Raw genomic sequence first — 25,871 nt, 5'->3', positions numbered from 1 at the left:
TTACCTCTCCTCTCCCATTTTGACTGCCTGGTGAACCCGCAGTCTGCGGATTTGCCACAGCAGCATCGTTGCTCCAATGATCAGCATGACCACGGTCACGCCGTACAGTTGCAGCATATCTTTCTCTTCAAATACAATTCGGAACGGAGGTACCTGTGCGGATACATTATCTGTCGTTTGCAGGAAGGGCAGGAACAGACGACTGGATACCTGACCAATGCCAATACCAAGAATGATGGACAGACCCGCCGTGAACACCTGCTCCAGCAGCAGCATACCGCTCAATTGTGCCCGGGATAACCCCATCGCCCGCAGGACACCAAACTGTACTACACGCCCAGATAGATTAAAGAACCAGTACAAAATGTATCCGATCAGGGAAATAATGACCGACACAAGGAATCCGAGACTCAGTATGCCGAACACCCCGCCTCTTGACGGATGTTTGCCCTGGGATACCAGCTCTGTACGCACATCGCGTACAGACGATAACTCAATGCCTTCTGCTGCAAGCTTCTCCATCAAAGGAGCAACTTTGGCATCCGGCTCCATCTTCAGCCAGACCTCATATGGAATCAGAGGCACCTGATCATAGATGTAATCCAGATTGGCGATGAAAAACGGCATCTGATCCGGGTACTGGGCAGGCCAGTAAGGGATAATGCCAAAGACCACAAATTCAATCGCCTGGCCCTGCACACCAATAGAGACGAGGTCTCCGGTTTTGAGCTTGAATTTGTCTGCAAATTTGGAAGAGATCAATACGGCCCCTTCATATTTTCCAAGCAAGTCAAGGTACTTATAAGGATGTGCCGGGAACAGATCGTTGCGGAACCACGCCACTTGGGCAAAATCAACATTGTCGATCCCCACCAGCATTCCCTGTCCACCTGATTTGCCAGAGACAATAATGTTGCCTTTCGTTTGCAGCACTCTCGCTGCATGTTCGACACCATTCAAGCTGCGGAACACTTCAAAAGGTGGCTCGGAATAGATCATCTTCGTGGGTTGTGAAGTACCACCGCCCCCACCTGAGCCACCTCCACCGCCGTTACCGCCACCTCCAGAACCACCGCCACCGTTTCCTCCACCCTGTCCACCGCCTGAACCTCCGTTTTGTCCGGAACCCGTTGGCTTAACCTCAGGTGTGCCTTCCCATACCGTCTGCATAATAACATCCGAACCATAGCGGTATAACGTGCGCTCGGTCGAGTTCAGATCAATCGTACGAGCCGCTGCCGAGTTATACACACCGAGTCCGAGAGTTAATACAAGCAGGATCATCAAAGGATAATAAGAAGACGATGAACGCGAAAGCTGTGTCAGTGTCAGATACAGTGGAACCGGGAGAAACTTGCGCCCGATCAGCTGAATGAGCTTCAAAATCCACGGGAACAGCCGTAAGAAGAACAGTCCCAGGGCAAAGATGGCGAGTGCCGGTACAAAGAACAGAAACGGCTGTACCTGAAGCTGATCTGTCGTCATTCCAGTCTGGAACGTCAACATTTGCCGTTCATAGAACAAGTAGTATCCATATCCGGCGAGCCCCAGCAACGCAATATCCAAGAACCAGCGCTGCCATACCGGCGCACGGTCCGTACGTGCCTGACGACGCTTAGCCGATACAATCGTCGCTCGCGCATAGGTTATTGCCGGAATGAGCGAAGCTATGATTGCCACCAACACGGCGATAAGGCCAAGCAGGATGGCTTCTTTCGATATGCCAATCGGAATGGATTTCCGATCCACGAACGATAGGAATCCGCTCGCTGAACCGATGCTTTTCGCCATAAACCATCCAAGAAACGGGCCGATGACAAGCGCAATCGCTCCCAGGAATATACCTTCAAGCAGATAAAGAGAGAAGATCTGCCGGGCAGAAGCTCCCCGACTGCGAAGGACCGCGATGTCACTTTCCTGCTTCTGTAACGACTGTCTGGCATTCATGGCAATAAAATAAAAGACCATCGCAATCATCGGTGCTGCCAATGTGAACAGCATGGTCTGCAATTGCAGACTCTGACTGCGGAATTGTTTCAGCAGATCCCCGAAGGTGATGTCCACTTTCGTATCCTTCAACCGCTGATACAGGTCGATATCCAGCCTTTCCAGCACAGAGGTCAGTCCAGAGAGCTGGCTCGTTTGAATCTCTTTCAGATCAAACGTATAATACCAACGTGAATTCTGAAGAGGGATCCCTTTTTCCTTTAACAAAACATTATTAAATACCGATTCATCCACATATAGTCCGTTCATCATACCGTCAAATCCCTGTACCCAGTACGGGCTGCTAGGATCATCGGCTTTGAAAGAACCTATAATCTTCACACGCAACGTAATATCGAGACCGCTGTAAATCGGATACTCCAGAACATCTCCGATATGCAGATCGTTACGATACATGCCCTCTTCCAGCATGACCGCTTCAATCGTATCATCCTTGACCTGGTTGCCCGGCTTCACTCCCGCAGAATAATTAACCTGTGCATCCAGGCCTGTCATCGTACCCAGACTCATGCTGCGAACCCGGCTGGCATCCACTTTGGTCGGGTCTTCAGGATTCACTTCCGTGCTGCGGATGGAACGGGAGTTCACATACGTATGAAAAGGAAAACCAATGTCACGGGGCACATCCTCGCGAATATATCGATCCACCTCTTCCAGGCCACGTGTGTCTGTCTTCACACCACCAGGTGCCTGGTAACTCATGAGCAACGAGCCGGCTGGCAGTCCCTCACTGTTATCCTGCAGCGTCTGGGCCACGACCCGCTTCAGCGCACCATCGGCATACATCGGAATACTAACGGTGAACGCTACCGCCACAATCAGTCCGATCAGTGTGCTGAACGTCATCCAGCGAGTGTTCCACATTTTGCGGAACAACAGTCGAAGCAATGGCAGCCCCATTAGCGGCCCACTACTTTCTGTCCAACGGTCAGACCTTTCAGAATCTCCACATCCGTGGATGTCTGCTGCCCGACTTCTACGTCCACTTCACGCTTGCTTCCATCACTCTCCACCACTTGCACGTACGTTCTTGAACCGATGGAGCGCAGAGCGGATACAGGAATGACAATTGCGTTCTCTGTCCGCTGCGTGACAATCGATACCGTTAGAGGTGTACCGCGTTCAACCCCTTTGGGCATTTTGGCCAGCGAGACGATCACATATTGATCCAGGCTTTCTTTTGCTGGAGGCGTTCCGCCTTCTCCCGAACCTCCGCCGTTACCACTTCCACTTCCACTTCCCGACGCTTGGGCTACAGGCATCACTTTAACTTTGCCAGCCACTTTGCCTGCGCCATTAATGTCCACATCGGCCTTCATGCCAGCCGAGAACTTTTCCAGATCTTCCTTGGCAAACGTAGCTGCGACAACCAGGTTGGATGTATCTGCTATGGTCGCAATCGGGTCATAAGCTTTGACAGCCGCGCCCTTCTCCACCTGCACAGCAATGATTGTTCCACCGAATGGAGCGGTCAAAGTGGCTTTACCCAACTGATCCTCCAGATCGGCGAGTTCCTGACGAAGCTCTTCAAAGGCAATCGTGGACTCTTCAAACTCCACCGGGTCCATCTCATCCCGTTTGCGAAGCGTTTCCTTCATTTGCACTTCCGATTTGCGAATCTGCAGGTTTTTGGCCCGAATTTCCTTCTCTACGCTCTCTACATCAAGAACAGCGAGAAGTTGACCTTTTTTCACTTTATCCCCTGGTTTTACATTCAACTCTTTGATATGCATACCGTCCAGCGTAAAATACACCTTTTCTTCCCGCTGACTCATCATCTTGCCGCTTCCGCTTACTTTCTTCTCCAGCGTCTCAGTCCGAACTTCATATTCCGGCTTCTTGGAGATCGTTGGCGGTGTAATTGGCGGAAGTACTTCTTCCTCTGTTTCAGCCGGCAGCAAAGAGCAGCCGGACATCGTTGCAGCCACTATCGCACTAAGCACAATAAGCGCTGCGCGTTTCCCCCTCTTCGGAGCGGCCCCTTTACTTGATAAATCTGCCGTCCGCCATTTCATAAACATGGTCCGCAACCTCCAAAATCGTAGGATCGTGTGTAGTCATACAGATCGTTACTTGTTCAACTTCAATAATATTGCGAAATACAGCCATAACCTGTGCTCCCATTTTGGAATCGAGTTCAGCTGTCGGCTCATCCGCGAGCAATAATCTCGGTCTGTGGGCGATCGCCTTGGCGATGGCCACCCGCTGCTGCTCTCCCCCGGACATCTCAAATGGACGGTGCTTGACCCGTTTGGTTAGTCCAACCAGATCCAGACAATGACCTACCCGGTCCTTCCATTCCGAACGCGGCACGTCCGCCATGCGCAGCGACAGCTCTACATTTTCCCAAGCAGACAACAAGGGCATCAGCGCATACGCCTGAAAAATAAAACCGATTTCCCTGCGCCGCAATGCGGTTCGCCGCCGGTCTCCCCAATCCTGAAGAGGCTGGCCGGAGAACAGAATGTCTCCACTGGATGGCTGATCCAGCCCACCCAACATATTGAGCAGCGTCGTTTTCCCTGAGCCTGATCGCCCTTTCAACATCACCAGCTGCTGCGGGTTCACTTCCATATCAATGCCTTTGAGCACATGAATAATACGGCTACCCGTCTGGAAACTGCGATGAACATTGCGAACCTCCAGCACAGGTCCGTCGTATGGAGGCAATAGCTCCTTCTTGGAGGGCTTGGACTTCACTTCAGGTTCAGCTGCTGCAACCGCAACCTCCTCCTGGCTTGTTTCACTGGTTATGTCGTGCGAGTCGATGGATGGGTTCTGTGGTTCACTTATGTATGCCGATTCCTCCTGCCCGACTGGTTCCTGCTGCTCCGCGTGTCCGACTGCACTGTCCTGGCCTGACTGGCTCTTGGCAGGTCTGATTTTGGAAAATAACTTCTTCATGCCAGCAATCACGCTCATCCTTTCTTCATATCCCATTCATTTCATCAAGACACTAAAAATAGAAATCTATTCCATACTACCCTGCATTATAAACGACGGATCACAACTAAAAGTTACAAGCTTTTTACAACGTTCCCGTGAAAAAGTTAATATTTTGTTGAACAAACGAAAAAAGCACCCCAACGAGCGGGATGCCTCTTGAATATTCGCTGAATTTGCCTCTATGGCGGCAATCATTACAATTTTGATACCGTTCACAATCAAACTGTTCAGTCGAGTGTGAATGATATTATTTACCAAATGAAGAAGGATCTTCACGCCAGGATTTGAGCAGTTCAAAATCACTCTCCTGGATTGTACCCTCAGCCAAAGCCACATCCATCAGAGCTGTGTAATTGGACAGAGTTTGCAGCGGAATTCCCGCTTCTTCAAAAGCCTTAATGCCTTTGTCCAGCTGATAGCTGAAAATCGCCAGTACAGCCAGTGGAGTCGCCCCGGCTACACGTACTGCTTCAGCGGCTTTGATTGAACTGCCACCTGTCGAGATCAGGTCTTCAATGACAACAACCTTCTGCCCCTCAGTGATCAGTCCTTCAATCAGGTTCTCTTTGCCATGTCCTTTGGCTTTATCACGAATGTATGCCATCGGCAGATTCAGCTTTTGCGCCACCCAGGCAGCATGCGGGATACCCGCGGTTGCTGTACCTGCGATGACCTCTGCATCGGGGTATTGATCACGAATGATCGCAGCAAAGGCTTCAGCGATGTCGTTACGAATCTCAGGATAAGACATCGTTAGACGGTTATCACAATAGATTGGTGATTTGATGCCGGATGTCCAGGTAAATGGCTGCTGCGGACGCAGCGCCACCGCTTTTATTTTCAACAGTTGGGAAGCAATATGGTTAGGAATCTCAGTAAGTTCGATCATGCGTTCAACATCTCCTTCAAAATGGTTTCTGCCGCTTCACGTGGATTGGGAGCGCCTGTAATTGGTCTGCCCACAACAATATAATGGCTGCCTCTGGCAATGGCTTCACCCGGCGTCAGGACACGAGTCTGGTCTCCGAGACCACTTCCCGCTGGACGAATGCCTGGTGTGACCGTGTGAAAATCACTGCCACAGGCTGCGCGGATCGCCGGTACTTCCAGCGGGGAAGCAACGACGCCATCGAGACCTGCCTCATGGGCCAGTCCTGCATAACGGACTACTGCTGCCTCAACGCTGCCCTGGATGCCGATCTCGGTATTCATCGTTTCCTGGCTGGTACTGGTCAGCTGGGTAACCGCAATAATCTCAGGTCTGCGAAGAGAAGGATCAGCAGCCAGAGCCGCCTCTGCACCTTCACGGGCGGCACGCATCATGCTTGTACCTCCAGCTGCATGCACATTGAACATATCCACTCCCAGACGGGTTATGCTTTCAGCACCCCCACGGACCGTGTTTGGAATATCATGCATCTTCACATCAAGGAATACCGAGTACCCCTTCGACTTCAGCTCACGAATGAACTCCGGGCCAGCGGCGTAAAAGAGCTGCATGCCCACCTTCAGATAACAGGGAATACCTTCGAGGGCTTGTACCAATTCCTGTGCTTGCTCGGCTCCAGGATAATCGAGTGCCACCATCAGACGGCCAGCCATTTCGTTGAAATTCGGGTGATTCATATTCCAGCGCTCCTTCCAAAAGCGTGATTTTTCCGTTTTTGCCCGATATAAAGGACATCCCGCCAGCCCGAAGGCTGACTGATGTCCTTGATCAGTGACAAATCGTCTTATTTATTTTACAAGAGCTGGCATAGCCTCAGAGGAGAAGTTGATCGTTTGCAGCATGATCAACAGGGCACGGATCGTATCCAGTGAAGTCATACATACAATGCCGTTCTCTACCGCCTCACGACGAATACGGAATCCATCACGCTGCGGTGTTTTGCCTTTGGTCAGCGTGTTGAACACAAAGTTTGCTTCGCCGCTGCGAATCATATCGAGAATGTTCGGCGAACCTTCACTTAATTTGTTCACCGTCGTCACAGGAATGTTCGCTGCTTCAAGCGCAGCTGCCGTGCCTCCGGTAGCCATGATTTTGTATCCCAGTCTATAGAAGCCTTCAAGCAGTGGAACAGCTTCCTCTTTGTCTTTGTCGGCTACCGTTACCACGATTGCTCCGGTGGCCGGGATCTTCATGCCTGCACCGATAAGACCTTTGAACAACGCTTTAGCGTAATTCGGGTCACGCCCCATAACCTCACCTGTGGATTTCATCTCAGGTCCAAGTGTTGGTTCCACACGACGCAGCTTCGCGAAGGAGAAGACCGGAACTTTTACGGACACATGATCCGACTCTGGCCACAAACCATCAACATAACCGAGGTCTTTCAGCTTCACGCCCAGAATGGCTTGTGTTGCCAGGTTCGCCATCGGAATGTTGGTTACTTTGCTCAGGAAAGGAACTGTACGGGATGAACGCGGGTTCACCTCAATGATGTACACTTGACCCTCATGGATAACAAACTGGATGTTAACCAAACCGATTGTTTTCAGTTCTTTTGCAATCTTGATTGTAATCTCTACAATTTTCTCTTTGAGATCCTGGGACAGGTGCTGTGGCGGATAAACCGCAATGGAGTCGCCGGAGTGAACCCCTGCGCGCTCGATATGCTCCATGATACCCGGAATCAATACCGTTTCACCATCACAGATTGCGTCAACTTCAACCTCTTTACCCATCATGTAACGGTCGATCAGGACCGGATGCTCCGGATTGATTTTAACCGCCTGCTCCATATATGTCAGCAATTCTGCATCGGAGTATACAATCTCCATCGCACGACCGCCAAGTACATAGGAAGGACGAACCAAGACAGGGTAGCCCAGACTTTGAGCCGTTTCAACCGCATCATCTACCGAAATGACTGTTTTGCCTTTGGGTTGTGCAATTTCCAGACGAGAGAGCAAACGCTCGAACTTCTTGCGATCCTCTGCCTCATCAATGTTTTCCAGATCTGTTCCGAGAATCGTTACACCAGCGGCACGCAGTGGTGCTGCCAGGTTGATTGCTGTTTGACCACCAAACTGTACGATAACACCTACAGGCTGTTCCTGTTCGATAACGTTCATTACATCTTCGAAGAACAGGGGTTCAAAGTACAAGCGATCCGATGTATTAAAGTCCGTAGACACCGTCTCCGGGTTGTTATTGATGATAACTGCTTCATAGCCTGCTTTTTGTAGAGCCCATACCGCGTGTACTGTGGAGTAGTCAAACTCAATCCCTTGACCGATCCGGATTGGACCGGAACCCAGTACAACTACTTTTTTCTTATCTGAAGGAATGACTTCATTCTCAGTTTCGTAAGTAGAGTAGTAATATGGCGTTGTTGCTTCAAACTCAGCTGCACATGTATCTACCATTTTGTAGACTGGGCGAAGGTTTTCCTCTTCACGACGTGCTCTGATTTCAGCTTCTTTCGTCAGCGTACCTCCTGGTTGACCTTCAGCCCGCAGCTCAGCAATGGCACGGTCTGTGAAGCCAAGACGCTTCGCTTGATACAAGGTTTCGGAGGACAATTCGGATTCCTCACGAATGCGATCTTCGAAGCTGATCAGCCCTTCGAGTTTATCCAGGAACCACCAGTCAATCTTCGTCAGATCTTGAAGCTGTTGCAATGTATACCCTCTGCGGAATGCTTCAGCGATCAGGAAGATACGCTCATCGTCGGCTTTGACCAGACGCTCGTTCAGCGTTGCTTCATCCAGGGTTTCGGCATCTTTCAGATACAGACGGTGTACGCCGATTTCCAGGGAACGAACAGCTTTATGAATTGACTCTTCGAATGTACGGCCAATCGCCATAACTTCGCCTGTCGCTTTCATCTGTGTACCCAGTTTGCGGTTCGCTGAGATAAACTTGTCAAACGGCCAGCGTGGGATTTTGCTCACGATATAGTCCAGTGTTGGCTCAAAGCATGCATATGTTTGGCCCGTTACCGGATTCACGATTTCGTCCAGTGTGTAACCCATGGCAATTTTGGCAGCCATCTTAGCAATTGGATAGCCCGTTGCTTTGGAAGCTAGTGCCGAAGAACGGCTTACCCGTGGGTTAACTTCGATAACATAGTATTGGAAGCTGTGCGGATCAAGCGCAAACTGTACGTTACATCCACCTTCGATGTTGAGGGCACGGATGATTTTCAGGGAAGCTGAGCGCAGCATTTGATATTCACGGTCAGACAGCGTCTGGCTTGGCGCCACAACGATACTGTCACCTGTATGAACACCTACCGGGTCAAAGTTTTCCATGTTGCAGACTACGATACAGTTATCGTTCTTGTCACGCATAACCTCATACTCGACTTCTTTCATGCCAGCAATGCTTTTCTCCACCAGACATTGCCCGATCGGGCTGTAACGAATTCCTGCTGCTACGGTTTCGCGCAGTTCTTCTTCGTTCGCACAGATTCCGCCGCCTGTTCCACCAAGCGTGTAGGCTGGACGGACGATGATTGGATAACCAATCTCATTCGCAAAATCAAGTGATTCCTCAAGTGTTGTTACGATTACACTCTCGGGTACAGGCTGTTCCAGTTCACGCATCAGATCACGGAACAAATCACGATCTTCCGCTTTCTCAATGGATGTGAGCTGTGTTCCGAGTAGTTTGACATTCTCACGCTCAAGGACGCCAGCACGTGCCAGTTCCACAGCCATGTTCAGACCCGTTTGACCGCCAAGGGTTGGCAGCAAACCGTCTGGACGTTCCTGACGAATGATTTGCGTTACAAAATCCAGTGTAATCGGTTCAATGTACACTTTATCAGCCATGTTGGTATCCGTCATAATCGTAGCCGGGTTGCTGTTGATGAGTACAACTTCCACGCCTTCTTCTTTCAGTGCCTGGCATGCTTGTGTACCGGCATAGTCGAACTCGGCCGCTTGACCGATGACGATTGGACCTGAACCAATCACCAGGATTTTTTTGAGATCTTTGTTAATCGGCATGTTATTGTGCTCCTTTCACTGCGGCTGCCAATACGGCTTGACGCGGCTGTTGCGGGTGAGTAATCTTGTGCTCCCGAATCATCTCGATGAAGCGGTCAAACAGATAGCTGTTATCATATGGTCCTGGCGCTGCTTCCGGGTGATACTGAACGGAAAACGCCGGGAATGTTTTATGTTTCAGACCTTCAATGGTCTTATCATTATTGTTGATATGTGTCACTTCAAGCTCCGTATTTTTCACGGATTCTTCGTTTACGGTGTAACCGTGGTTCTGGGATGTGATGAAGCAACGTCCGCTCTCCAGTTCTTTAACCGGGTGGTTTCCGCCGCGGTGTCCAAACTTGAGTTTCTCTGTATCGGCTCCTGCCGCAAGTGCGAACAGTTGGTGCCCCAGGCAGATTCCGAAGATCGGATATTCGCCGAGCAGTTCACTGATCATTTTAACCGCGTGAGGAACGTCTTTCGGGTCCCCAGGGCCGTTGGACAGCTGGATGCCATCCGGGTTCATGCGGCGGATTTCGTCCGCTGTTACATCATGCGGAACTACGACAACGTCACAGTTACGTTTGCTGAGTTCACGCAAAATCCCTGTTTTTGCACCGTAGTCAACCAATACAATGCGTTCAGCCGTTCCCGGGCTGTTGTATACATGTTGAGTAGAAGTCATAGGAACCTGGTTACGCAGCTCAGCGATGCTGGTGTCTCCCATCATCTCCAGCAACTCTTCCACAGGTTTCGATCCTGTTGTGAGAATTCCTTTCATTGTGCCGTGGTGACGAATCCGGCGAGTCAGCATCCGTGTATCAATCTCGCTGATTCCTACGATGCCATACTCTTTAAGCAAATCGTCTACGCTGTATTCTGCACGCCAGTTACTTGGTGTCGGCTCATGACGACGTACCACAAAACCATGTACGAATGGACGAATCGACTCGAAGTCGTCACGCGTAATGCCGTAGTTACCAATCAGTGGGTACGTCATGGTTACGATTTGACCGCAATAAGAAGGATCCGAAAGCACCTCTTGATAGCCTGTAATTCCCGTATTAAAAACGACCTCACCTGTTGTTTCACCTTCAGCACCGAATGCTTTCCCGGTGAACAGTGTGCCGTCTTCCAACAATAATCTTGCCTGTGCCTGCATCCCATTTCACTCCTCTGTGTTTATCAACGTTGAATACTTTGAGTTGAACATGGGGGACGTTACGTTTGGTGCGGCTCCGTGGGCAGAAAACCCTTTGATCGCTGTTATCTCCGGATTACTTTGATCCCATTCTTCAAATGGAGTAATCCGGTGATAAAGGCGAACGCTTTGCTTCTTCGGGTTCTTTCTGCCCACTCCACAGTTACGTTGGTGTCCATGTTCAAAAGCATTATTCAACTTTTCTTTGTTTCGTATGTTTGACTCTCGGCATGGTCTGCCTTGAGTTAGTTGTAAAGATGTTATTGGTGTATAGGTTGTAGATTTAGAGTTATAAAGCCTTGTTGTTTTAAAAGAATTAAAGAGGAAAAGCTTATTGATTTATTGATCTAATAAGTTACTGATTTACTGTTGTACCGTGTTATTCCACACGCTTTTGCCGTCCACCCATGTCTGTACCGGCCATCCTTTTAGCTTCCAGCCTGTGAATGGTGTGTTTCTTCCTTTGGTTGCGAACGTTAAAGGATCAACCGCTTTTTCCTCGTTCAGGTCAATCATCGTGATATCCGCTGGTGCTCCCTCTTCCAGCTTGCCAGTATCCAGTCGGAATACCCTTGCCGGATCAGATGTCATGCGTTTCACGAGGAAGTCCAGGCTCCAAAGCCCTGTTTCCACAAACTTCGTGTACAACAGCGGGAAAGCCGTCTCGAATCCAACGATACCGAACGGTGCCAGCTCCATACCTTTTGCTTTCTCTTCTTCGCTATGCGGCGCGTGATCCGTAACGATCATGTCCAGCGTTCCGTCCAGCAAACCTTCGATACAAGCTTGCACGTCGCGTGGTGAGCGAAGGGGCGGGTTCATTTTCCAGTTGGCATCCATGCCCGGAATATCTTCATCCGACAATACCAGATGGTGCGGACATACCTCAGCAGTTACTTTAATACCGATGGACTTCGCCAGGCGAATAAGGCGAACCGACTGCTCCGTACTTACGTGGCAGACATGGTAGTGAACTCCCGTTGCTTCTGCAAGCAGGATATCCCGGCCTACGTGGATGGCCTCGGATTCATTTGGGATACCTTTGATACCGTGACGCTTCGAAAACTCGCCTTCTGTCACATATCCGCCGACTACCAATGAGTCGTCTTCGCAGTGAGCGATGACTGGCATATCCATACTTGCTGCGAGACTCATGGCATCCTTCATCATTTGAGCGTTTTGTACACCCACGCCATCATCCGTGAATCCAATCGCACCCGCTTCTTTTAATGCGGCGAAATCCGTAAGTTCACGTCCAAGCTCGTTCTTCGTAATAGCTGCATAAGGCAGTACTTTTACCAGGTTGGCTTCTTTGGCTTTATCCAAAACCAGCTTAACGACATCCACGCTGTCGGTTACTGGTCTTGTGTTCGGCATACATGCAATCGTTGTAAAACCGCCTTGTGCTGCCGAACGCGCACCCGTCTCGATTGTCTCTTTATGCTCGAATCCAGGTTCACGCAGATGCACGTGCATATCAATCAAACCGGGAATGACCAGTTTACCTGAAGCATCGGTTACGCTATACGCTGATTGCTCTGCTTTCAGTACCGCTTCGTCTTCCACTCCAGCGATCTTTTGAATTTTCCCTTCATCTATAATGATTGTTTTCCGTTCAAGTTCCCCTTGTTGATTCAAGATGTTCGCGTTCTTTATAATCTGTAGCATAATTGCCCTCCGCTTCGGTTCTGTCCGACTTGCCAGGCATGCCGGATGATTTTCTTTATCGTGTACCCTCACATTGCTCTATAAGAACTTCCGTCCCGTCAGCCTATGACCCACAGCCAGACCCTGTTACAGTTTCATCGCACGTTCCATGACCGCCATGCGGATTGGAACACCGTTTGCCATCTGCGGGAAGATCCGCGATGCTGCGCTCTCCACTACCGCGTCATCTACCTCGACATTTCGGTTCACAGGAGCAGGGTGCATAATGATTGTGCTTGGTTTCAGGCGTGATGCCCGTTCTTCCGTCAATCCGTAGTGTTCGCGATAATCCTCAGCCGAAGTAATCAGGCCATGTTTATGACGTTCCAGTTGAACTCGGAGCATCATGACTACATCCGCATCGAGTGCTTCTTCCAGACCTACATAAGGCGCGTGTTCTGCGAGCTCCGGTGCCTGCATCGTTGGCGGTGCGCAGAAGTGCACATCCGCACCAAACTTTTGCAGTGCCCACAGATTGGAGCGAGCTACCCGGCTATGCAGGATGTCTCCGATGATCGACACACGCAAACCTTTCAGCTCACCGAAAGCCTTCCGCATTGTGTAGAGATCCAGCAGCGCCTGGGTAGGGTGCTCGTTATTCCCGTCTCCGGCATTCACCAGTGGTACATTCACTTTCTGAGCCAGTTGTTGCAGAACACCCGAAGGTTTCAACCGGATCACTCCTGCGTCAATGCCCATGGACTCCAGTGTGCGTACCGTATCATAGATGGATTCACCCTTCTCCACGCTTGATGCAGCCGCCGTGAAGTTCAGTACTTGTGCACCCAGACGTTTTTCTGCCATCTCAAATGAGAAGCGAGTACGCGTGCTGTTCTCGAAGAACATGTTGGCTACGAAGTGGGATTCCAGTACAGGAACCAGTTTCTCCTTCTGCGCTTCCCAGTGTGCTGCTCTGTTCAGAATGGAGTCGATCTCATCGCGGCTAAGGTCCTTAAGGCCAAGCAAGCTCCGGTCCTTCAATGCTGGTTGTGTAATCATCATGCCTGTTCCCCCCGGTTCTGAATGATCTTGACTTCGTCCTGTCCGTCCGTTTCTATCAGTGCAACCTCGATTTCCTCTGATTTGGAAGTCGGCACATTTTTGCCGATAAAATCAGGTCGAATCGGAAGTTCCCGGTGTCCGCGATCTGCGAGAACCGCCAGCTGAATGTTCTGTGGTCTTCCACAATCCATCAGGGCATCCATCGCTGCGCGAATCGTCCGTCCCGTATAGAGCACATCATCGAACAAAATCACTTTTTTGTTATGAATTGAAAGTGATTCAGGTGTCATCGTCAACAGTTCCTTGCGATTCGCTTTGTTCTCATCCAAGCGATCATCGCGATAAGGGGTCACATCGAGCTCTCCCCAAGGGATCGGTGTACCTTCGATTTCTTCAATCTTGGCGGCGATCCGTTCTGCGAGGTATACACCCCGTGTTCGAATACCGATCAGTACACAGCCCTCAATACCTTTGTTTTTTTCCAAAATCTCATGGGCAATCCGTGTTAATGCGCGGCGGATCGCGGTTTCATCCATAATGACATGTGTCTCTGTGCTCATGCGTTCAGCCTCCTCAGGATTTACCTTTCAGATCATGGCCCCGTGACGAGGAGAACAAAAAAGACTCCTTGCCGTGTTCATTGGCAAGGAGTCTCCGAACTTCAGACCGCTCTGAAGAAAGTTTACTCTCGGGATGCATCGCTTGATTTGCCGCAGCAAAAAACGATGTATCGTTCACGTTACCTTGCCAGTCTCACGGGACTGATTTAAAGGTGCTATTCATGTCGTTCATATTGCAGGACCTCACAGGGTTCTGTACTCAATATGTCCGTTTGTCTTCATGAATTATGACAGAAAGACAACCCTCTGTCAACACCTCAACATCACAGGCGAAATTCCTCTACTGTATTCCCCTTAGAATCAGCAGTTCGGCTGAAAAACATCCAAACACATCACATTTCATTCGTTACTCATAATTATACAATAATTCTGCATATTTATCCATAGGCAAATGTGGAGAATCTTACAGCCAAAATAACCCTTTGACTATAATCAACGTTGGGACAGAGTCTAATTTTAGAGTTCAACGTCCAGAAACACGAAATACATGAAGGCTCTGCATTAGTACCCAGTGAAATGGGTAAAGTTTATAAACGTGAAACAATTCATTTGATGCTCTAATAAAGCCGATATACATAAGGATTTACAAATACGCGACATAGAAATAAGATAAGACCTACATTTATTTACATTTAGGAGGAAGTTATGCGTCACATTTGGCAAGTTTACAAAACAGACTGGTTACATATTCTGAAGGTTCCCACAGGTATATTTCTAATTGTGGCTATTATTTTACTTCCCGGGGTGTATGACTGGGTCAACGTGAAATCCGTATGGGACCCGTACAGTAACACCCAGGGGATCAAAATCGCGGTAACAACCGAGGACAAGGGTGCGACTGTTGCAGGAACTAACGTTAATATTGGAGACGAACTGGTGTCCAGCCTGAAACAGAACAAAAAGCTGGGATGGACTTTTGTAAGCCAGGCTGAGGCTGATCGTGGTGTGCAAACAGGAGAATATTATGCAAGCCTGCTCATTCCAGGGGACTTTTCATCCAAAATAACAGGCATCGTTGACGGGAAGCTGGAGCGCCCAGAGGTAATCTATACCGTTAATGAGAAGGTTAATGCCATTGCTCCAAAAATAACAGGCTCCGGTGTATCTGCGATAACAACACAAATTAATGAAAATTTCACTGAGGCCGTCAGTCAGGCTGTGCTAACCAAATTGAAGGAAGCCGGAGTTGAGATCAATGCCCAGCTTCCAACCTTGCGCAAGATGGAGAATGGCATTTTCACGCTGGAGAAAAATCTTCCGGCGATACAGGCTGCAGGTCAAAAGGTACTGGAAGTGGAAAAAGCCATGCCTGATATCGTAAAAGATGCTCAAAAGATCGTCGAGATCGAAAAAAAACTGCCCGAAATCAATGAAGCCGCACAGTATGTGCTCAAGGTGCAGGAGTATTGGCCACAAATTAATGATGCGGCTTCCGAGGTGTTGGCTATTCAGGGACGAATTCCCGATATTCAAAAAGCCGTAGAACGTATTCAGGAAGTGGATGCAAACTTTGGTCAGGTATCTGGTGTCATCCAAACGGCCCTGGATAAAACCGACAAGGCCCTCTCTATCGTAACGGCGGCAGAGCAAGATCTGGACAAAGTATCCCTAATCGCTGGTAACGGGATTGAGCTGGCTCAAGGCTTGAATCAGTTTGTGGATTCCAGTGAAGAAGCATTTCAGGCTATAGACCCGGTGATTCGGCAAAACCTGCTGCTGGTGCAGCAAATATCAAACGCTGCATCAGACGTATTTGGGCAATTGCAGAATACAGATCTTAATAACCTGCCGACAGCAGAAGATCTGGACAGGATCGCTGCCCGTTTGGGGATTGCAGTAAGACTCGTCGACAGCATGGCAGAACTACTGGGCAAAATCGACAACTTACTTCCAAGCCATCCACTTGCTAATAAAATTACGCAGCTGAACACCATTTCAGATAAACTTCAGCTGCAAATCCGCCTGACAGGGATTATCAGTGATGCTCTGCGTCGTAATACAACTCCGCCCGCAGACGTCATCGCCCAGTTAAATGCTCTGTCCAAGGACATTAGCAGCGGCATTGGCAATATCATGAACACCTACGAGAGCGAAATATCGCCGGCTCTTGCGGCTGGTGCGGATAAGCTGAGGTCTATCCTTTCCACTTCAGCAGATACATTACAGGGAGCAAGGGATCGAATTGCGGATATTCTTGCATCAGCCAAAGAAGGGATTACGTTTGGGCAGATTGAATTGACCAAAATCCAGAGCGAACTGCCTCAAATACAATCTAAGATCCATGAGATATCAGAGACACTCGCGAATAAAAGTGAAGGCTTCATCCAAGCTTTGAACACCGCATCTTCATTAATTCGAAACGATCTGCCCAAGCTGGGGACCAAGCTGAATGAAGCGGCTAATTTTGTTCGGAACGATCTGCCCAATGCCGAGAAACAAATAGGCAAGGCATCCGATTTTGTGCAGAACCAGTTACCGGAGGTAGAACAAGGTGTACATCGTGTTGCCTCGCTAGTACGTGATGAACTGCCAGCATTGGAAAGTGCCATCAGCAAGGCTGCCGACAAACTGAGGGAAGTCGAAGGCAATAACCAGTTTGCCGAACTCGCCAAGATTTTGCGCGGCGACATTGAAGAAGAGAGTGCTTTCCTTGCAAGTCCGGTGCAAATCAAGGAACAGCAGCTTTACCCGATTCCGAATTACGGATCGGCCATGTCACCATTTTATGGCGTGCTGTCATTGTGGGTCGGCTCAACGCTACTGATTTCTCTGCTTCGAGCCGAAGCTGAGAATCCAGAAGGCAGGTTCCGGGGATACGAGTTATATCTTGGTCGTCTGGCCACTTTTCTGACTATCGGATTGCTTCAAGCGGTCTGTGTCAGCCTGGGAGATATTTTGATCCTCGGCACCTATGTCGCAGATAAAGTGTGGTTTGTCTTGTTTGCCATGCTGGTGAGTGCCGTATTTGTTACCATAACGTACACCCTGCTATCCGTTTTTGGGAATATCGGAAAAGGGATCGCGATCATCTTCATGGTGTTCCAGTTCTCCAGCTCCGGCGGTACGTTTCCGATCAGCATGACATCGCCCTTTTTCCAGGCATTGAATCCGTTCATGCCTTTCACGTATGCGATCAGTCTGCTGCGTGAGTCGGTCGGGGGCATCCTGTGGTCGACTGCCATTAAGGATATTCTGTGGTTGTGCATGTTCATCGCGCTGAGTCTTATCGTTGCTCTCGCTTTGAAACGTCCACTCAGCAGTCTCACCAAGCGTTCAGCCGAGAATGCCAAGAAGACCAAAATTATTGCTTAAATCGTATGAAATCATGCCAAACAAGACAAGGCCATTGGACTGTTAATCCAATGGCCTTGTCTCATTATAGAATAATTAATATGTCTGATTAGTTCACTGTACGTTCCTGTTCCAGCTGATCATAGGACTGCTTGATGGTTGTTAATGTTTCCACATGACGATAGATGTTATTGCCTGCGGTGACGAGAATACATAGCATGATCAAGCCTATTAGCACTTTTTTTCCCATCCCCGGACGAAGACTGATGACGAAGCCCCCACCGAGGAGGAAAAACGCAAACAGATAGTGTCCTGCATACAGGTACATATCGTATTGAAATACCGCCAGCCCGAAACCAACAACGATATGAAGTAAAAAGGCAAACAGAATGTATGGCACAAGAGTCCACACTTCCCGTTCACGGATGCCTTTGATAAACCCAGTGAGCGCAAGCAACAGGATAAAAATACCCGTGAGCTGAACATAAATCGGATTGGAACGAGACAGATCCGTTACAAACGCGACCATGCCCGGGTCCAGCAAATGCACTTTCGGTGACAGCATCGGATTAATCGTTAGCAGGCTTAGCGCTTTCCAATGAGCTGCGAACTGGAATGGAGTGGCATAGCTTGTTCCCCCATTTTGAATGCCAAGCAGCCAGTTGCTGACCCAACTGCGACCGCCAAACGCGATGTATTGGATTCCTGTGAATACTACGATGAAGGCAACGGCCAGTGCCATAATCCCGATATACTTTTTCCAACCAGACTTGTTACGCCACGTACGCAAATTGAAAAACATGGCGGCCGCAAATGGCACAATGTTGGTTGACGTCAGTCCGAAGTTGATGGATGCCAGCAGCGCATTCGGGATGTAACGGACATCTTTGCGTTCACGGGTGTATTGCATATACAGCACAGAGAACAGGATAACAAACTGCACATACGGATACGAATCCGGAATCAACGCGGTAAACATCAGATAAGAGCTGAAACCGAACAATAAAGCGAAAAGTAACGGTGTGGTGATTTGTTTATCTTTTTGATTCAAAAACAGAAATACCAGCACAACCGAACCTGCATTCACGAGTGATTGCAGGACTAGAAAGAACCAATTCCCGCCCAGCAGTTGAGCCCCTGCTTCAAGCGTAACCGCCAGGAATGAAATTAACGGATGAATCACTGAAGAACTGTTGTCCCCATAATACATGGAAGGGTCGAAGTTAAATAAATTAAGTGGAAACTGCGTCGTATTAAATGGCGTGTATGACCCAAGAAGCTCTGCGTGATTCGCAATGTACGTCACGTAAGGTCCATTGATGAGACCGTAAAAAAGAGCAAAACCCGCAAACAGGCCAAATGCCGTCCAATTGGTTCTGCGATTATACAATATGTAGTCCAAAAATTTCATGCGTTCACATCCAGTTTCATTATTCTAGAAAACCAAAAAACACAACCCGCCCATAATACAAGCGACACCGATCCAGCGCAAAGGACCCACTGCTTCCTTAAAGGCAAACCGTGCTATAATGAGCGTCCACACATACGTTAGCGCATTGGCAGGCAGCACAACCGTTAAGGGAAGAAATTTCAACAATACAATGTTCAGCAGCGCACCTGTACCATAGAATCCTAGCCCCATTAGAACATGCAGCTTTTTGCGGCTGGTGGCGTAGGCTTTCAAACCCGCTCCCCCCATCGCTCCACACAGGGTCATTGCAATTAATACAGCAATCATCCAGCTATCGATTAACACTGGTCAACGTCACCCCGATTCCAAGCAGCACAACAGCGGCCAGCTTCTGCACCGTAATTTCTTCTCCTAGCAAAAAGTATCCATAGATCAGCGCAAACACATAGCTGGCACACATCAAAGGATAGGCCACAGACAGCTTTTCCAAAGCAAACGCCTTGATCATCAAAATGGCACCCAGTCCATAACAGAGAAAGCCGATGCCCAGATAGATCCACTCGGTCAAACCCCACTTCCAGAACAGTTGGCCCGTCGCTGTAAGAAAAGCGGAGAACAGCATCAACAGCTTGCCTGTATGGCGCCCTTTTATTTCCCCCACGACAATGCCTCCATCTCTGGCACGCGCTTGTTAATAAAGTATCGCTGACTCACCAACTGCATCACTGGAAGATCGGATAAGGAGTCGGAGTAGGAGCAGGATTGATCATAATCAATCACCATCTTTTTCTCATCCAGATAGGCTTGAATTCGGCGAACCTTCTCATCCCCTTTGCAATTGCTGCCATCAATCCTACAGGTATAGCCATTCGAGTGACGAACCAGATCGGTACCAATGACATGATCCACCCAGGGAAAGTTTTTAAAATATTTCATATAAGCATGCGGAGATGCGGTCACCAGCAATACATGATAGCCTGCTTCCTTACGGTGCTGCATCTCTACACTTGCCTCCGCAAAAATGGCCGTACGCAATCTTGTATCAAAAAAATGCTCCAGATCATTTTCGGACATGCGTTCAATGCTTTTGAAATAGGAACGTTTGACACGCTCAACCGTCATCAGACCTGCCTTGAACAGCGCGGTATGAAATGCAATTACAGGCAATCTCCATACCTGCCATGGGTAACGGCGAACGCCGTAATGTACAAACTGAAACATGGAATCTCTGCGTATAATCGTTTTATCAATATCAAAGATGGCGATTTTCGTGCTTTTCACCCAGATCCCCTCTACCTTCCAGACTCAAACTTTTATTCAAAAATAGCAAAAATCGAAATAACACTTATGACATACAAAATGACCGTGATCAAGATGGGCTTGTCCTCAAATAGAACTCGATCTGGGGAACCACCTTGGTTCTTCATATGAATCAGATACAGATAACGGAACATGCCGTATATGACCAAAGGAATCGTCCACATTAAATGAATGGTACGATCGGATGTGAACGTAAAGAGCGAATAGCTAATAATGGTCGCCGTTGTGACAATGGTATTGAACTGATCCAATAACGTTATCGAGTAGTTATCCAATACTTTACGGTGTGAACCGGTATTTCCCTCAAGCAGGGTGAGTTCATTCCTCCGTTTGCCGATAGCCAGAAACAGGGACAGCAGCATCGTACAGATGAGGAACCACGGCGTAAATGGCACATGGATCAGGACACCGCCTGCAATCGCACGAAGCACAAATCCGGCCGCAATGGTCATCATATCCAAAATAACGAGATGTTTGAGTACAAATGAGTACGACACATTCAATAGGAAATAAACAATACATAATACTCCGAATAATGGGTTCATCACGAAGGCTGTCCCAACGGAAAGAATTAATAACAGAATTCCGAACAACAAGGCGTGAGCCGGGTTGACCTGTCCAGAAGCAAGGGGACGGAACATCTTCACTGGATGCTGACGATCTCTGTCGCGATCTACATAATCGTTTAAAATATAAACGCAGCCTGCAACAAGGCTAAATAAAATAAAACCTAGCAAAGTCGATAGAATGGTCTCCGTCCGAATCTCCTCAAAAGAAAAAAGCAGCGCGGCAAACAACAGCAAATTTTTGGTCCATTGTTTTGGTCTCAATAGTTTAAGCAAGCCTGAAACGGTATTGCCTGTCCCTGCAGCAGGTGTGGACACGGTATTGGTACGTGATGATAACAATTTCCATAACTCCCTTCAAAAGCAACTTCTGACTTAAATAAATAACGTAAAGATCTAATCATATGTTGCTTGTATAATTTTGTAAAGGTATTACAGGGAGAAATTATATTTTTTTGCATAAAAAAAGAGACCGTTTCCGGTCTCTTCTTTCTTTACTTTACATCATTATGATTATGTGAATTAATTAAAATTCGAATTGCACGTCGCTCAGGCGGCGTTTAATTTCAGCGATAACACGTTTCTCTTCTTCTTCCCCTTTAGCTTCAAAGGTAACGGAGAAACGAACAAAGTTACCTGCATCATCCCAAGGCACCGAAGAGATCAGTTTCTCACGGATCAGGAACTGGGAGAAGTCTTCGCCTGATTCAAAGCGGCGGCCTCCGACAATACCTTTTGGAGCTTCAACATAAAGGAAGAAGGAACCTTTAGGTTTCTCAGCCTGGAAGCCCAGCTCGTTCAGTGCAGCTACCAGCAGGTCGTGACGACGGGAATATTTCTCGGCGATTTTTTCCGTGATTTCCGGGTGGTTCAATCCATAAGCAGCAGCCTTTTGGATCGCGATGAACTGACCAGAGTCATTGTTGTCTTTCACGTCGCTGAATGCTTTGACAACAAGCGGGTTACCTGCAACAAAACCAATTCTCCAGCCTGTCATGTTGTAGGACTTGGACAGGGAGTGTAATTCCACGCCCACATCCTTCGCACCAGGTACAGACAGGAAGCTGAACGGTTTTTTGCCGTCATAAGTCAATGCTGCGTATGGAGCATCATGTACAACGACTACGCTGTATTTTTTCGCCCATTCAACCACTTCCGTAAAGAACTCCACGGTAGCACTCGCGCCCGTTGGGTTATTCGGGTAGTTCAGATAGAGCAACTTTGCACGTTTCGCGATATCTTCCGGAATAGCCGACAGATCTGGCAGGAAGTTGTTCTCCTTGGTCAATTGAATGTTGAACACTTCACCACCCAGGTATTTGGTGTGTGTACCCATAACCGGATACCCTGGCACCGTCATAATCGTTACATCACCTGGATTGATGAAGCAAGAAGGCATCATCGCCAAAGCTGGCTTGGAACCGATGGAATGCACAATTTCAGTTGATGCATCGATACCTTCAACATTAAATACATTTTTCAGGTAAGCAGCTGCCGCTTCCTTGAATTCAGGAATACCGTTATCCGCGTATCCACGGTTTTCAGGTTTGGAGGCTTGCTCCGCCAATGCAGCTACGATGCCTGCATCTGCCATCTCGTCTGGTTCACCTACGCCGAGGTCAATCAATTCTACATTGGGAAAATCTTTTTTAGCCGAAGCTTTGGCACGTTTGATTTTCTCGAATTTATAGATGTTGGTGTCTTTACCATAGTTGGAGCCGCCAATACGGTCGGCAAAATTAGTCTGAATGTACGTTTCCTGATATTTATCGATACTCATGATTTTGTTCATCTCCTCATTTGACGCAAATTTCTACACTTTAATATGAAGCATTTGCGCGTTCAAAACCATGGACAAATTATCCGAACATTTGTACTTTCTCGAGCTGTCAGCGGCTACGCAGTGAGGCTAGAACATCTTCCATATCCTGCGGAAGCGGAGCTGTAAATTCAAGGTATTCTCCGGTCGTTGGATGTACAAAACCGAGAATCGCAGCATGCAGGGCTTGTCCCTGCATTTTGATTCCTTTGTTACGACCATACGTCGGATCTCCAACAAGCGGATGACCAATGAACTTCATGTGAACACGAATCTGGTGGGTACGCCCTGTCTCCAATTTCAGTTCCAACAACGTGTAGTCATTGATGCGCTCCGTGACGGTGAAATGCGTAACCGCATGTTTACTGTTACGCTCTGTAACGGTGTACATTTTGCGATCATTGGTATCTCGACCAATGGGTGCATCAATCGTACCCTGATCATGGCTAAGATGCCCATGAACGAGTGCAATATATCGTCTATTCACACTATGCTCTTTGAGCTGAGCAGCCAGCGAGGCGTGAGCACGATCATTTTTGGCAGCCATAATTAGACCTGATGTGTCCTTATCAATCCGATGCACAATACCGGGACGCAGCTCGCCGTTAATGCCTGAGAGATCTTTACAGTGATACATCAGTGCATTAACAAGTGTTCCTGACGTATGCCCTGGTGCTGGATGTACAACAAGGCCACGCTGTTTGTTAATAACGATCAAATCACTATCTTCATACACCACTTCAAGCGGAATATCTTCAGCAATAATCTCCACAGTCGTCGGCTCAGGGATCAGAAGCTCTATCAGATCACCTTCAGATAATTTGGTGTTAGCTTTGACTTTAACTCCGTTCACCGTTACGAATCCGTCTCCGATCCACAATTGAACTTGGGAGCGCGATACGTTATCCATGGATTCTGTAATATATTTGTCAATTCGTTCTTTTTTATGTTCAGCGGCAACCGTCCATTCCATACGATCATTGCCATTCAAGAGTTCATCGTCATGCGTTGACGTATCTCCGTTATTCTGTTCTTCATTTTGCGTTTTACTCATGATGTTCATTCCCTTCGACCTTTGCGGCTGCTTTCTCGCGCCGTCCTTCAAGCAACGTTTCTACAATAATCAGTACCACACCGATACAGATCGCCGAGTCGGCTATGTTGAAAATGGGAAACGTATAGCTACCAAAATTAAGCTGGATAAAATCGACCACTTCTCCGGTCAAAGCCCGATCCAGGAAGTTACCAATGGCTCCCCCAAGCACCAAACTAAGCGCCACGGGCAGCAATTTGTGCGGAGTATCTTTTACCTTTTGCAAATACCAAACCAAAGCCACCACGACAACCAGTGTAACTACAATAAAGAACCAGCGTTGATCCTGCAAAATACCAAAAGCTGCACCTGAGTTACGATGTGATGTGATGACAAAGAAATTGCCAATCACCGGAATTTCATCTCTAAGTTCCATCCGGGTTGCAATTAGGAACTTCGTTCCCTGATCGACTAAAAATACGATAAAAGCGAGGATATAATACACCACGTTTGTTTGTCACTCCGTTCTTGTCTTTTCCAAACGATACCAGGCTTTACGCCAGACTTGTTCATTGTAGCACAGCTGTTTGGAAATCGTCCACGACGCGGTTAGCCCCAGCCCGGATGGCAAAAACGATAACATTTCCCTTCTGTAATTCTGCACGAAATGGTACATCCTACAACAGAGTTAAAATCCGGAGTCCATACGGAACAGAAAGGGGAAAATGATGTCACATTTCACTGCTAAACAACTGCAATCGTTACGTTCCCAACTGATAACCGAAAAGCGTGACATTGAACATAGACTGGAGCAAAACGAACATTATGGTCTTGGTGATTCCATGAAGCTTCAAACAGGTGAATTATCACCGATTGACAACCATCCAGGTGATGTAGCTACCGAGATGTATGAGCGCGAAAAGGATATTTCTCTGCTGGAGCATGATGAATTTCAACTGGAGCGCATCGATTCTGCCCTGCATTCCATCGAAGAAGGTCATTATGGAACTTGCGCCGTGTGTCAGCAACCTATCCCCTATGAACGCATGCAAGCTGTTCCTTACACCAAATACTGCAAAAAACATCAACCGGAAACCGTTGTCTCCGAAAATCGTCCTGTCGAGGAAGAATTCCTCGCTCCTGCCTTTGGCCGCACAAGCCTGGATGAACGTGACGACCAGAACGGCTTCGACGGCGAAGATGCATGGCAGATTGTTGAAAGTTGGGGCACCTCCAATACTCCGGCTATGGCTGAGGGACGCGACATCGACAGTTATGATGTTATGGCGATTGAAGCCACTGACGAAGTGGAGGGCTGCGTTGAGGCATATGAGAGCTTTGTCGCAACCGATATCTACGGCCATGACGTGTCCATCGTACGTAATCGGCAATATCGCCAGTATCTGGAGAACCGTGAAGGTGATGGTCTGTTAGAACCGGATGTCGAGTCAGACGACTCATATTAAGCTCATAGTTACCTAATAAGTGTTCAATTCCAGTTGTCGTTGCACAATCCGTACAATATCTGCGATGTAATCACCCACGATGGGCAGATTAAGCGCACCAAGCACTTGTAACACGTAAATGATCGTTGCTGCAAAAAAAGTAAAACCGATGGCGATTCCCACGCCTCTTGCGGCGCCAGACAACAGATTAAGTCCGATCAGCTTCCACGGCCGGTTCAACAATTCCGTATACTGTGCGATTCGTGAACGTTCGAGTTCATTCGCGAGCCGGTTAGTGAGCTTGTGAAGTTCTTCAATCTTGTCCTCCGCATTCTTGGAATGCGTGGTGGATTCTGAATTAGATGGGGATTGGGTATCCTGTTCGTTCATAATTTACTCAGTTCCTTTGATGTATATAGAATGTCTGCACAATAGAAATCATTGCCCATTTGCTGAAAAACCAAACGAGCCAGGACGCAGGAATGTTCTCCTGCATCTGAGGCTCGTTGGCATGTCTGTCTCTATATACTGTCCTATTTGAAATAGAGTTACTCTGTCCTCGTTA

General features: G+C 48.2%; 22 protein-coding genes. 2 read left to right on the top strand and 20 right to left on the bottom strand.

Translation table 11 applies throughout. The features are described from left to right. From BMW94_RS11080 to pyrR, 10 genes are all read right to left on the bottom strand, one after another. On the bottom strand, positions 1-2,907 hold the full coding sequence (locus tag BMW94_RS11080; protein ID WP_090998251.1) for an ABC transporter permease: 2,907 nt from the start codon (positions 2,905-2,907) through the stop codon (positions 1-3). Next, entirely contained in the window at positions 2,907-4,028 is a 1,122-nt protein-coding gene (locus BMW94_RS11075) for an efflux RND transporter periplasmic adaptor subunit (protein ID WP_090998248.1), read from the bottom strand. The genes BMW94_RS11080 and BMW94_RS11075 overlap by 1 nt, the downstream gene beginning before the upstream one ends. Next, a complete protein-coding gene (locus BMW94_RS11070; RefSeq protein WP_254790209.1) occupies positions 3,991-4,929 on the bottom strand; it encodes an ABC transporter ATP-binding protein in 939 nt (312 codons plus the stop codon). Before BMW94_RS11070 ends, BMW94_RS11075 begins: the two co-directional genes overlap by 38 nt. A gap of 271 nt (positions 4,930-5,200) precedes the next feature. Further along, the gene (gene pyrE, locus BMW94_RS11065; protein ID WP_062326374.1) at positions 5,201-5,842 is read right to left on the bottom strand and encodes an orotate phosphoribosyltransferase; all 642 of its coding nucleotides are present in this window, start codon (positions 5,840-5,842) and stop codon (positions 5,201-5,203) included. Then, positions 5,839-6,579 (bottom strand): orotidine-5'-phosphate decarboxylase, encoded by a 741-nt coding sequence (gene pyrF / locus BMW94_RS11060; protein WP_090998245.1) that lies wholly within the window; start codon positions 6,577-6,579, stop codon positions 5,839-5,841. The genes pyrE and pyrF overlap by 4 nt, the downstream gene beginning before the upstream one ends. 111 nt (positions 6,580-6,690) lie before the next feature. Beyond that, positions 6,691-9,909, bottom strand: coding sequence for a carbamoyl-phosphate synthase large subunit (gene carB, locus BMW94_RS11055; RefSeq protein ID WP_090998241.1), 3,219 nt, complete (start codon positions 9,907-9,909; stop codon positions 6,691-6,693). A gap of 1 nt (position 9,910) precedes the next feature. Beyond that, positions 9,911-11,053 carry a glutamine-hydrolyzing carbamoyl-phosphate synthase small subunit gene (gene carA / locus BMW94_RS11050; RefSeq protein ID WP_053784194.1) on the bottom strand — a complete coding sequence of 381 codons (1,143 nt, stop codon included), beginning with the start codon at positions 11,051-11,053 and terminating at the stop codon, positions 9,911-9,913. A gap of 402 nt (positions 11,054-11,455) precedes the next feature. Beyond that, positions 11,456-12,760: a dihydroorotase gene (locus BMW94_RS11045; protein WP_090998238.1), complete on the bottom strand. Its 1,305-nt coding sequence runs from the start codon at positions 12,758-12,760 to the stop codon at positions 11,456-11,458. A 126-nt stretch (positions 12,761-12,886) separates the two neighbouring features. After that, positions 12,887-13,798, bottom strand: a complete 912-nt coding sequence (locus BMW94_RS11040) for an aspartate carbamoyltransferase catalytic subunit (protein WP_090998494.1) — start codon at positions 13,796-13,798, stop codon at positions 12,887-12,889. After that, positions 13,798-14,361, bottom strand: a complete 564-nt coding sequence (pyrR, locus tag BMW94_RS11035) for a bifunctional pyr operon transcriptional regulator/uracil phosphoribosyltransferase PyrR (RefSeq protein ID WP_053784191.1) — start codon at positions 14,359-14,361, stop codon at positions 13,798-13,800. Before pyrR ends, BMW94_RS11040 begins: the two co-directional genes overlap by 1 nt. Before the next feature lie 705 nt (positions 14,362-15,066). Here pyrR and BMW94_RS11030 point away from each other — a divergent pair. Beyond that, on the top strand, positions 15,067-17,733 hold the full coding sequence (locus tag BMW94_RS11030) for a YhgE/Pip domain-containing protein (protein WP_090998234.1): 2,667 nt from the start codon (positions 15,067-15,069) through the stop codon (positions 17,731-17,733). 88 nt (positions 17,734-17,821) lie between these two features. Here the strand turns inward: BMW94_RS11030 and BMW94_RS11025 are convergent, their stop codons facing one another. From BMW94_RS11025 to BMW94_RS30445, 9 genes are all read right to left on the bottom strand, one after another. Next, positions 17,822-19,123, bottom strand: coding sequence for a DUF6080 domain-containing protein (locus BMW94_RS11025; RefSeq protein WP_090998231.1), 1,302 nt, complete (start codon positions 19,121-19,123; stop codon positions 17,822-17,824). Between the two features lie 24 nt (positions 19,124-19,147). Next, positions 19,148-19,468, bottom strand: a complete 321-nt coding sequence (locus BMW94_RS11020; RefSeq protein WP_254790208.1) for a DMT family transporter — start codon at positions 19,466-19,468, stop codon at positions 19,148-19,150. Continuing rightward, on the bottom strand, positions 19,455-19,745 hold the full coding sequence (locus BMW94_RS11015) for an EamA family transporter (RefSeq protein ID WP_090998493.1): 291 nt from the start codon (positions 19,743-19,745) through the stop codon (positions 19,455-19,457). The genes BMW94_RS11020 and BMW94_RS11015 overlap by 14 nt, the downstream gene beginning before the upstream one ends. 26 nt (positions 19,746-19,771) lie before the next feature. Beyond that, positions 19,772-20,404, bottom strand: a complete 633-nt coding sequence (locus BMW94_RS11010; protein WP_090998224.1) for an HAD-IB family hydrolase — start codon at positions 20,402-20,404, stop codon at positions 19,772-19,774. 32 nt (positions 20,405-20,436) lie between these two features. Then, a complete protein-coding gene (locus tag BMW94_RS11005) occupies positions 20,437-21,327 on the bottom strand; it encodes a decaprenyl-phosphate phosphoribosyltransferase (RefSeq protein WP_063567884.1) in 891 nt (296 codons plus the stop codon). A 208-nt stretch (positions 21,328-21,535) separates the two neighbouring features. Then, complete coding sequence (locus tag BMW94_RS11000) at positions 21,536-22,789, bottom strand: LL-diaminopimelate aminotransferase (protein WP_063567860.1); 1,254 nt, start codon at positions 22,787-22,789, stop codon at positions 21,536-21,538. Positions 22,790-22,898: 109 nt separating this feature from the next. After that, positions 22,899-23,882 (bottom strand): RluA family pseudouridine synthase, encoded by a 984-nt coding sequence (locus BMW94_RS10995; RefSeq protein WP_090809957.1) that lies wholly within the window; start codon positions 23,880-23,882, stop codon positions 22,899-22,901. Then, the gene (lspA, locus tag BMW94_RS10990) at positions 23,875-24,369 is read right to left on the bottom strand and encodes a signal peptidase II (protein WP_024628399.1); all 495 of its coding nucleotides are present in this window, start codon (positions 24,367-24,369) and stop codon (positions 23,875-23,877) included. The genes BMW94_RS10995 and lspA overlap by 8 nt, the downstream gene beginning before the upstream one ends. Positions 24,370-24,378: 9 nt before the next feature. Further along, a complete protein-coding gene (locus BMW94_RS30445) occupies positions 24,379-24,525 on the bottom strand; it encodes a hypothetical protein (protein WP_157258414.1) in 147 nt (48 codons plus the stop codon). Between the two features lie 64 nt (positions 24,526-24,589). Between BMW94_RS30445 and BMW94_RS10985 the strand changes: the two genes are divergently transcribed. Further along, on the top strand, positions 24,590-25,327 hold the full coding sequence (locus tag BMW94_RS10985; RefSeq protein WP_063567858.1) for a TraR/DksA C4-type zinc finger protein: 738 nt from the start codon (positions 24,590-24,592) through the stop codon (positions 25,325-25,327). A gap of 12 nt (positions 25,328-25,339) precedes the next feature. On the opposite strand, the gene BMW94_RS10980 is transcribed toward BMW94_RS10985, so the two are convergent. Beyond that, the gene (locus BMW94_RS10980; protein WP_063567857.1) at positions 25,340-25,696 is read right to left on the bottom strand and encodes a DUF5665 domain-containing protein; all 357 of its coding nucleotides are present in this window, start codon (positions 25,694-25,696) and stop codon (positions 25,340-25,342) included. Positions 25,697-25,871 lie beyond the last annotated feature (175 nt).

It is taken from the genome of Paenibacillus sp. OK003, from assembly GCF_900109515.1.
GTDB classification, from domain to species: Bacteria; Bacillota; Bacilli; order Paenibacillales; family Paenibacillaceae; genus Paenibacillus; species Paenibacillus marchantiae.
Note: the sequence above shows the minus strand (reverse complement) of the source record. Positions and strands in the feature narration are given on the sequence as shown.

What these genes read in the sequence shown, in the direction of transcription:
- BMW94_RS10985 (WP_063567858.1), top strand. Translation starts at nt 24,590, where the DNA reads ATGTCACATTTCACTGCTAAACAACTGCAATCGTTACGTTCCCAACTG.
- BMW94_RS11080 (WP_090998251.1), bottom strand. Translation starts at nt 2,907, where the DNA reads ATGGGGCTGCCATTGCTTCGACTGTTGTTCCGCAAAATGTGGAACACT.
- carB (WP_090998241.1), bottom strand. Translation starts at nt 9,909, where the DNA reads ATGCCGATTAACAAAGATCTCAAAAAAATCCTGGTGATTGGTTCAGGT.
- BMW94_RS11070 (WP_254790209.1), bottom strand. Translation starts at nt 4,929, where the DNA reads ATGAGCGTGATTGCTGGCATGAAGAAGTTATTTTCCAAAATCAGACCT.
- BMW94_RS11040 (WP_090998494.1), bottom strand. Translation starts at nt 13,798, where the DNA reads ATGATTACACAACCAGCATTGAAGGACCGGAGCTTGCTTGGCCTTAAG.
- BMW94_RS11075 (WP_090998248.1), bottom strand. Translation starts at nt 4,028, where the DNA reads ATGTTTATGAAATGGCGGACGGCAGATTTATCAAGTAAAGGGGCCGCT.
- pyrE (WP_062326374.1), bottom strand. Translation starts at nt 5,842, where the DNA reads ATGATCGAACTTACTGAGATTCCTAACCATATTGCTTCCCAACTGTTG.
- BMW94_RS10995 (WP_090809957.1), bottom strand. Translation starts at nt 23,882, where the DNA reads ATGAGTAAAACGCAAAATGAAGAACAGAATAACGGAGATACGTCAACG.
- BMW94_RS11015 (WP_090998493.1), bottom strand. Translation starts at nt 19,745, where the DNA reads ATGCTGTTCTCCGCTTTTCTTACAGCGACGGGCCAACTGTTCTGGAAG.
- BMW94_RS11030 (WP_090998234.1), top strand. Translation starts at nt 15,067, where the DNA reads ATGCGTCACATTTGGCAAGTTTACAAAACAGACTGGTTACATATTCTG.
- BMW94_RS11045 (WP_090998238.1), bottom strand. Translation starts at nt 12,760, where the DNA reads ATGCTACAGATTATAAAGAACGCGAACATCTTGAATCAACAAGGGGAA.
- pyrF (WP_090998245.1), bottom strand. Translation starts at nt 6,579, where the DNA reads ATGAATCACCCGAATTTCAACGAAATGGCTGGCCGTCTGATGGTGGCA.
- BMW94_RS11000 (WP_063567860.1), bottom strand. Translation starts at nt 22,789, where the DNA reads ATGAGTATCGATAAATATCAGGAAACGTACATTCAGACTAATTTTGCC.
- carA (WP_053784194.1), bottom strand. Translation starts at nt 11,053, where the DNA reads ATGCAGGCACAGGCAAGATTATTGTTGGAAGACGGCACACTGTTCACC.
- pyrR (WP_053784191.1), bottom strand. Translation starts at nt 14,361, where the DNA reads ATGAGCACAGAGACACATGTCATTATGGATGAAACCGCGATCCGCCGC.
- BMW94_RS11025 (WP_090998231.1), bottom strand. Translation starts at nt 19,123, where the DNA reads ATGAAATTTTTGGACTACATATTGTATAATCGCAGAACCAATTGGACG.
- BMW94_RS10980 (WP_063567857.1), bottom strand. Translation starts at nt 25,696, where the DNA reads ATGAACGAACAGGATACCCAATCCCCATCTAATTCAGAATCCACCACG.